This is a genomic window from Anoxynatronum sibiricum (assembly GCF_039414295.1).
GTDB lineage: Bacteria > Bacillota > Clostridia > Peptostreptococcales > Tindalliaceae > Anoxynatronum > Anoxynatronum sibiricum.
In genome coordinates this window covers 1-337 of sequence record NZ_JBCITM010000075.1, presented here as the reverse complement: position 1 = coordinate 337, position 337 = coordinate 1, and the positions used below count along the sequence as shown (strand labels likewise).

Annotated in this window: 1 pseudogene; it reads right to left on the bottom strand. The window is 45.4% G+C overall.

Going from position 1 to position 337, the window contains the following annotated elements:
- Window positions 1-337 (bottom strand): annotated as a pseudogene (locus AAIG11_RS18015) (IS21 family transposase); the annotation flags it as partial.

Below are 337 nucleotides of genomic sequence, written 5' to 3'. Positions count from 1 at the left end.
CCAGATGGTTAATGGTCGGTTCTGGCACAAACAAGTTCCTTCTGATAGTGCCAACCTTGTTCTCAACATTTCCTTTTTCATGTCCGCTGCCCGGGTTACAGAATTTGATTGAAAAGCCGTAATGTGTAGAAAACCTCGTTACGAAATCAGATGCCTTCAGAATGCCCTTGTCATCTCTGGTTCTTAGCGCAGCCGAAGACATCTGATCAAACCAAATGGATCGGGGCACGCAGCCTATGTAGTTAAAAATGACTGCCAAGCCTTCTAGAAGTGCCTCTCTGGTTTCGCTCTTTGTGGCAACAGCAAACCCGGCATTTGATTTTGGAAAAGAGAGAAT